The 6,099-nt window shown below is 67.8% G+C and carries 9 protein-coding genes; 7 read left to right on the forward strand and 2 right to left on the reverse strand.

Features of this window, described 5'->3' with window-relative positions:
* A partial coding sequence (locus tag IJH84_RS00870) for a phosphoribosylglycinamide synthetase C domain-containing protein (RefSeq protein ID WP_295139054.1) occupies positions 1–184 on the forward strand: 184 nt, incomplete at its 5' end.
* Positions 185–254: 70 nt separating this feature from the next.
* Here the strand turns inward: IJH84_RS00870 and IJH84_RS00875 are convergent.
* Positions 255–470: a hypothetical protein gene (locus IJH84_RS00875; RefSeq protein WP_295139057.1), complete on the reverse strand. Its 216-nt coding sequence runs from the start codon at positions 468–470 to the stop codon at positions 255–257.
* A 114-nt stretch (positions 471–584) separates the two neighbouring features.
* Between IJH84_RS00875 and IJH84_RS00880 the strand changes: the two genes are divergently transcribed.
* The 6 genes from IJH84_RS00880 to IJH84_RS00905 all read left to right on the forward strand — a co-directional run bounded on the left by IJH84_RS00880 (position 585) and on the right by IJH84_RS00905 (position 4,480).
* On the forward strand, positions 585–1,445 hold the full coding sequence (locus tag IJH84_RS00880) for a helix-turn-helix transcriptional regulator (protein ID WP_295139060.1): 861 nt from the start codon (positions 585–587) through the stop codon (positions 1,443–1,445).
* Between the two features lie 2 nt (positions 1,446–1,447).
* On the forward strand, positions 1,448–1,654 hold the full coding sequence (locus IJH84_RS00885; protein WP_295139063.1) for a DUF397 domain-containing protein: 207 nt from the start codon (positions 1,448–1,450) through the stop codon (positions 1,652–1,654).
* A gap of 132 nt (positions 1,655–1,786) precedes the next feature.
* Entirely contained in the window at positions 1,787–2,545 is a 759-nt protein-coding gene (locus tag IJH84_RS00890) for a DddA-like double-stranded DNA deaminase toxin (protein WP_295139066.1), read from the forward strand.
* Entirely contained in the window at positions 2,542–2,976 is a 435-nt protein-coding gene (locus tag IJH84_RS00895; RefSeq protein ID WP_295139069.1) for an Imm1 family immunity protein, read from the forward strand. The genes IJH84_RS00890 and IJH84_RS00895 overlap by 4 nt, the downstream gene beginning before the upstream one ends.
* A 27-nt stretch (positions 2,977–3,003) precedes the next feature.
* Positions 3,004–4,179 carry a pyridoxal phosphate-dependent aminotransferase gene (locus IJH84_RS00900; protein ID WP_295139072.1) on the forward strand — a complete coding sequence of 392 codons (1,176 nt, stop codon included), beginning with the start codon at positions 3,004–3,006 and terminating at the stop codon, positions 4,177–4,179.
* Between the two features lie 100 nt (positions 4,180–4,279).
* Positions 4,280–4,480, forward strand: coding sequence for a hypothetical protein (locus IJH84_RS00905; protein WP_295139077.1), 201 nt, complete (start codon positions 4,280–4,282; stop codon positions 4,478–4,480).
* Between the two features lie 48 nt (positions 4,481–4,528).
* On the opposite strand, the gene IJH84_RS00910 is transcribed toward IJH84_RS00905, so the two are convergent.
* Positions 4,529–5,851, reverse strand: a complete 1,323-nt coding sequence (locus IJH84_RS00910) for an MFS transporter (protein ID WP_295139075.1) — start codon at positions 5,849–5,851, stop codon at positions 4,529–4,531.
* Positions 5,852–6,099 lie beyond the last annotated feature (248 nt).

Genomic DNA, 6,099 nt, shown 5'->3' on the forward strand with positions numbered 1-6,099 from the left:
CAGGCGCGAGGACGGCGCGGTGCTCTCCGCCGGTGGCCGCGTGCTGTCGGTCGTGGCGACCGGCGCGGACCTGGAGTCGGCCCGCACCGAGGTGTACCGGCGGGTCGCCGAGGTCCACCTGCCCGGCTCCCACCACCGCACCGACATCGCCCTGCGCGCCGCCCGCGGCGAAATCACCGCTTAGCAGCTTCTCCAGCAGTGAACGGACCGCTCGCCCGATCCATTGGGACCAGCGGTCCGTTCGCTCGGCGAGATCAGTCGGGGGTGGCGGCGAACCGGGCCAGTGCGTGCGAGCCGGCTTCGACGATGCGGGCGAGCGCTTCCCGGCCGAGCAGCAGGATGAACTCGTCCCTGCCGAAGAACAGCGTGACGACTTCGTTCAGCTCGTCCACCTCCTGCCGCACCGCCACGTCCGCCGCCATGTCCACAAAGGACTCCACGGACACCTTCGATGAGTCGTAGAGGGCCATGAGTCTCCCGGTTGCTATAGATCCGATGTCGGACTTGAAGATTATTGGTCAGATATCGGACTTGGGTATCCCGTGATCGGATGACGACGTGCTGTCCCGCGAGGAGGTCGGCTGATGGGCCGAGTTCGACAGACTCTGGAACGTCGACAACTGGGCATTGCGCTGCGGCGACTGCGCGTCGACTCCGGCCGGACCCGACAAGAGGCCGCTGACCGCCTCGGCAAGGTCCGCTCCCGCATCGCCGAACTGGAAGACGGCAAGAGCACGATCGCTCCGACCGATCTTGCGGCGCTGCTCGATTACTACGAGGTCGGCAGCGACGAACGTTCCACCGTGCTCGCCCTTGCTGCGGAAGCACGGAAGCGTCAGCCGAAGCGGCCTTATACCGATGTGCTGCCGCGCTCGTTCCAGCGCTTCGCGGACATGGAAGCCAGCGCGCTGCGGGTACGCAGTTACGAGGCATCGATCGTTCCTGGCCTGCTCCAATCGCGGGATTACGTGCGCGCGGTCATGTCGGATGGTGACGGTGTCTGGTGGACGGCATCGTCCTATGAGGTCGAGCAGCGAACCGCGGCCCGGCTGGAACGGCAAGCCCGGTTCCTGGAATCTTCGGAGGCGAGGGAGATGCACTTCATCGTCACGGAAGAAGCGCTGCGGGCAGTGGTCGGTTCGGTCAAGATCCGGAACGGGCAGCTCGCACATCTCGCCGCTCTCGTCCGGGAACGCCCGCAGCTGCAACTTCAGGTGCTTCCCGCTGGTTCCGGCAACCCGGCCCGAGGTGGCGGCTTCACGCTGTTCGACTTCGGCGACCGAGGCGTTCCGGTCGGCTTCTGCTCGGCGACCTTCGGTCCGTCGACGTACTTCGACGGAGAGTCTGACGTGGAGCTGCTGCATCGGGCCTTTCAAAGGCTTACCGGTTCGTCGCTGAACACGGCGGAATCCCTCGCGCTGATCGAAGGCATTTCGGAGGAATGAGCATGTCCCAGGTGCGATACCGCGGTTGGTTCAAGAGCAGCTACAGCGCTGCCGCGAGCGACAACTGCGTGGAAGTCCGGTTATCCGCTGATCACGTAGGCGTGCGTGACTCGAAGGACCGCTCCGGCCCGCCGCTCGTGGTTCCGGTAGCGGCGTGGAATTCGTTCCTCACCGCGGCGAAGTCCGGATACCTCGACGACCCGGTCTGATCCGCTGTTCGCCGGAAAGTGCGCGGACCAGCAGTACGAAGCTCGCCGAGCGGCTGCGAGCGGACAGGATGTCAGGGGGCACCGGCATGATCGGTGACCTGATCCGTGTTCCGCCCGGTCGAAGGGGCGCCGATGGCCTCCGCCATGGAACAACTCGCCCAGGGGATCGCGACAGCGATCCGCAAGATCGGTGAAGCCGCCGATCACCTCACCCAAGCGATCAGCCACTCCGACGACGCCAACGAACACCTCGGGACAGCGCTGCAGGGCGCCGCTGCCGACGACGCGGTTGCCGCAGCACACCAACAGCGGGCCGTGCCGCAGCAACTTGCGGCGCAACGCGAACAGATACGGCTCGCGGCGACACTGATCGACGCCTACCGGCAGAACATCGGTTTGCCCGCAGTTGAACCAACACCGAATCCCACGCCAGCCACGCCGCGAACCGGTGCGGTTGCTCGGCCCACCTCGTCAGCAGCGAGGCGATCTGAGCTACCACGTCCACCCCGCCCCGGTAAGACACATGGCCGGTGGATCAACGGCGACGGTGAGGCGGTGCTGCTGGAAAGCGGCAAGGGCGGCGAATACTACGAGGCGACGCGGCAGCTCGCGGTCGAACACGGGCTCACCCGAGGCAACGTCAGCGCCGAACCGGCGATTGCTCGCCACGTCGAAACGCAGTTCGTCGCTCGGATGCTCGATCAGGGCATCACTGAGGCCGAGATCGAGATCAACCGCCCGGTCTGCGGTACGACACCGAAAGACCAGCAATGGCCGAATACCTGCCACCAGTGGTTATCAAGGTTCCTACCGGAAGGATGGAAACTGACAGTGCAGGACGGATCGAGCCCGGCGGGCAACACCTACATCGGGCGGAAGGCGGAGGAATGAGCATCACCGCAGGTTGGGCCGTGATCGGTCTCGACGGCTCGTACCAAGGTCTGAACAACACGCTGGAGACCCCGGAGGACATCGCCGGGTTCGCTGAACAGCTCGCCGACCCACAAGCGGACTCGGCCCGGTTGGTGCACAACGGCCGACCCTTGTGGGATGCCGAAACGAACTTTCCCGATCACGACGTGTTCGCCGCCGTCGTCGACGGGTTCGGCTACCTTAGCTACCAAGACGCCACCCGCGGCAAGGCGTACCCGGTGGGCGACTCGGCGTCGGAGGGTTGCGAGTTCGACGACGACGATTTCCCGCCCGGGTCGGGCCTACCCCTGGGGACCTTCACCGCTGTCGTCACCGAGTTCTTGCGCACCGGCGAGCGGCCGACCGCAGTCAGCTGGCGGGCGTTCGCACCGGAAGCGCCGCAGGAATGACGTACCCCATCTGGCACGCTCCCGTGCATGGTTGAGCAGCCCGGCGCACTCGCTGTAGCCAAACGCGCGAACATCCCGCCGTTCCAGGTCATGGAGGTGCTGACGGCCGCTGCCGCGCGCCAGCGCACCCGCGGTGACGTCGTTTCCCTCGCTGCGGGACAGCCCTCCGCGCCTGCACCCAAGGCGGTGCGCGAAGCGGCAACAGAGGCCCTGCACCGCTACCCGCTCGGCTACACCGAACAGCTCGGCTTGCCCGAACTGCGCGAAGCGATCGCAGCTCATTACGAGCGAACCTACGGGGTTGCCGTCCGGCGGGACGAGGTCGCGGTGACCACTGGGGCTTCGGGCGGCTTCCTCCTCGCCTTCCTCGCGGCCTTCGACGCAGGCGACCGGGTGGCACTGGCACGCCCCGGCTACCCGGCCTACCGGAACATCCTGTCCGCGCTGGGATGCGAGGTCGTGGAGCTGCCGTGCGACGCCTCGACTCGGTTTCAGCCCACGGTGGAGATGCTGGAGGAGTTGGATGAGCCGGTGAAGGGCCTGGTACTCGCCAGCCCGGCCAACCCCACGGGCACGGTGCTCCGGGCTGACCAGCTCGCAGGGCTCGTGTCCTGGTGTGACCGGCACGGGGTGCAGCTCATCAGCGACGAGATCTACCACGGCATCACCTTCGGCGAGCCTGCGCACACTGCGCGGGAGTACTCGGCCGAACCGGTGATTATGCAATCGTTCTCGAAGTTCTGGTGCATGACGGGCTGGCGGCTCGGCTGGATGCTGGTGCCGCCGCGGCTGCTGCGCGCGGTGGACTCGTTGACCGGGAACTTCAACCTCTGCCCACCGGCGATGTCGCAGCACGGCGCGGTCGCCGCGTTCACCCCGAGCGCCTACGACGAGGTCGCCGAGCACGTCCGGCGGTACGAGACGAACCGGGAACTGCTGCTGTCCGGACTCTCCGAGCTGGGCATCGACAAGGTCGCGCCCGCCGACGGTGCGTTCTACGCCTACGCCGACATCGGGCATCTCACCGACGACTCAGCGGATTGGTGCCACCGGCTGCTGGAGGACACCGGGGTGGCGGTCGTTCCCGGCGTCGACTTCGACCCGGAGCGGGGGCGGCGCTTCGTGCGGATGTCGTTCGCCGGCGCCACCGAGGAGATGGCCGAAGCGCTCGCGCGGCTGGCTTCCTGGCTGCGGCAACCCTGATTTTTCCCGGAGGTCCGGCAAATCGGGGCCCGCGGCCCGGCGCGGTGCTGCTACGGTGGAAGCAGCGTTGCCGGGCCTGTGGAACCGGGGTGGGGCGAAGATGTGGTGGAAGGTTGTCGGCGGCCTGTTGCTGCTGTGGCTGGTCCTCAGCGTGGCCGGGGCCGTGATCGGATTCGTGGTCAAGGGCGTGTTCTGGCTCGCCGTGATCGGCGGAGTGCTGTTCGTCGCGACGGCGGCCGTCGGCTCCGCCCGGGACACGACCAAGCTCGGCTCGAACGGCAAGAAGCTCGACGCCAAGTAGTCGCGCGGACCGCTGCGGCCGGGCCGGACGGGCCCGGCCGCAGCCGGCTCATGCGGGCACGGGATCTTCGACGGGACGCGTGCCCAGGTCCGCGGTGCGCACGCGGTGCGTCTCGCGCCCGGTGGCCACCGCGATGATGTTGAGCAGGCACAGGCCCGCGGTGAACGCGGAAACCGCGATCCAGCCGTCGCGGCCGGGACCGATCGCCTCGGCGATGGTCGGTGAGAACCCGGCGATGGCGAAGCCGATCTGGGTGCCGATGGCCATCCCGGACAGCCGCACCTTCGGCGGGAACATCTCGGCGTAGAAGGCGGGCCACACCCCGTTCGGGGCGCTGTAGGCGACGCCGAACAGCAGGATGCCGCTGGCGAAGATCAGCGTGTAGTCGCCGGTGGAGATCGACCCGAGGTAGCCGAACATCAGCACCGCGCAGGCCGCCGTCCCGCCGATGAACACCGGTTTGCGCCCGACCCGGTCGGACAACAGCGCGCACAGCGGGATCGCCGCCAGTGCCACGACGTTCGCGAGCACGCCCACCCACAGCATGGGTGTGCGTTGCAGGCCCACGGTGTTCACCGCGTAGCTCAGCGCGTGCACGGTGAACATGGTGCTCACCGTGGCGACCGCGGAGGCCACCACGACCCGCAGCACGTCGCCCCAGTGTTCGCGCAGCAGCACGACGAGCGGGAGCTTCGAGTGATCGGTCTCCCGCTCGAACACCGGCGTCTCGTCCAGCGAGCGGCGGATCAGCAGCCCGGCGACGACCACGATCGCGCTGAGCCAGAACGGCACGCGCCAGCCCCAGCTCATCAACTGTTCCTGCGGCAGCGCGGCGACCGGCAGGAACGCCGCGGTACCCAGGATCTGCCCGGCTTGGGTGCCGCTGAGCGTGAAGCTCGTGTAGTAGCCGCGGCGGTGCTCCGGGGAGTGCTCGAGGGTCATCGAGTTCGCCCCCGCCTGTTCCCCCGCCGCGGAGAAGCCCTGCAGCAGCCGCAGCGTCACCAGCAGGATCGGCGCGGCGACCCCGATCTGGTCGTAGCTGGGCAGGCAGCCGATGCCGACCGTGGCCAAGCCCATCAGCAGCACCGTCATGACCAGCACGCGCTTTCGGCCGAACCGGTCGCCGACGTGCCCGAGCACGAGCGCGCCGACCGGGCGGGCGACGTAGCCGACGCCGAACGACGCCAGGGCCAGCAGCGTGCCGGTGGCCGGTGAGGCGTCCGGGAAGAAGATGTCGTTGAACACCAGGGCCGCGGCGGTGCCGTAGATGAAGAAGTCGTAGTACTCCAGCGCGCTGCCGATCCAGGCGGCGATCGCGGCGGTCCGTGGGGTGCCGGGGGCGGAATCCCCGGGCTTGCGAGGCTCGGTCACCGAGGCTCCTGACATCCGTGCTCCATTGCTAAGTGCCTGTTCCTCGTCTGGTTTTGCGTAGCTGGTTGCGTGGCGGAACCTCAGACGTCTGCTCGCTGCGGGATCTCCTCCTGAAGTAGCGCCCGACTTGGCGTCGGAGCTGTCCTCGCGAGCAGACGCCTGAGAACCCGCGGCGGTGCCGGTTGCTCAGGTGGTCGCCGGCAAGCGGCTTCGCCGCTTCAACAAGAACACTGAACGCGACCAGACAG

The sequence above is a fragment of the Saccharopolyspora sp. genome (genome assembly GCF_017434145.1).
In the GTDB taxonomy this organism is placed as follows: Bacteria; Actinomycetota; Actinomycetes; order Mycobacteriales; family Pseudonocardiaceae; genus Saccharopolyspora_C; species Saccharopolyspora_C galaxeae.